The sequence below is a fragment of the Limosilactobacillus balticus genome (assembly GCF_014145615.1).
In the GTDB taxonomy this organism is placed as follows: Bacteria; Bacillota; Bacilli; order Lactobacillales; family Lactobacillaceae; genus Limosilactobacillus; species Limosilactobacillus balticus.
Window position 1 is genome coordinate 1 of record NZ_JACIVH010000052.1, and the last position, 473, is coordinate 473.

2 tRNA genes and 1 rRNA gene are annotated in these 473 nt (G+C 42.9%); all 3 read right to left on the bottom strand.

Annotated features, from left to right (window positions below):
- Positions 1 to 143: 143 nt before the first annotated feature.
- A tRNA-Ala gene (locus H5S10_RS02825) sits at positions 144 to 216 on the bottom strand.
- A gap of 3 nt (positions 217 to 219) precedes the next feature.
- Positions 220 to 294, bottom strand: a tRNA-Ile gene (locus H5S10_RS02830).
- A 93-nt stretch (positions 295 to 387) separates the two neighbouring features.
- Positions 388 to 473 (bottom strand): 16S ribosomal RNA (locus H5S10_RS02835); the annotation flags it as partial.

Consider the following 473-nt stretch of genomic DNA (forward strand, 5'->3'; position numbering starts at 1 on the left):
GTCTGATTAATTGAGTTAGCGATTATAATTCGTTAATTAAAACTCAAATAACGCGGTGTTCTCGGTTTATTGTTTTGTTAATAAAGAAATTAGATAGTATTTAGTTTTCAAAGTACAAACTCTATCAACCTGTCGGTTGATAATGGAGAATAACGGAATCGAACCGATGACCTCCTGCTTGCAAAGCAGGTGCTCTCCCAGCTGAGCTAATTCCCCATATGGGCCTAAATGGACTTGAACCATCGACCTCACGCTTATCAGGCGTGCGCTCTAAACCAGCTGAGCTATAGGCCCAAATAAGCGTCTTATAGGTTAAAGTTTTAAGAGGTAAACCTCTCAAAACTAAACAAAGTTCCTTCGATGTGTAGGTTCCGTTTTATTCCTTAGAAAGGAGGTGATCCAGCCGCAGGTTCTCCTACGGCTACCTTGTTACGACTTCACCCCAGTCATCTGTCCCGCCTTAGGCGGCTCCC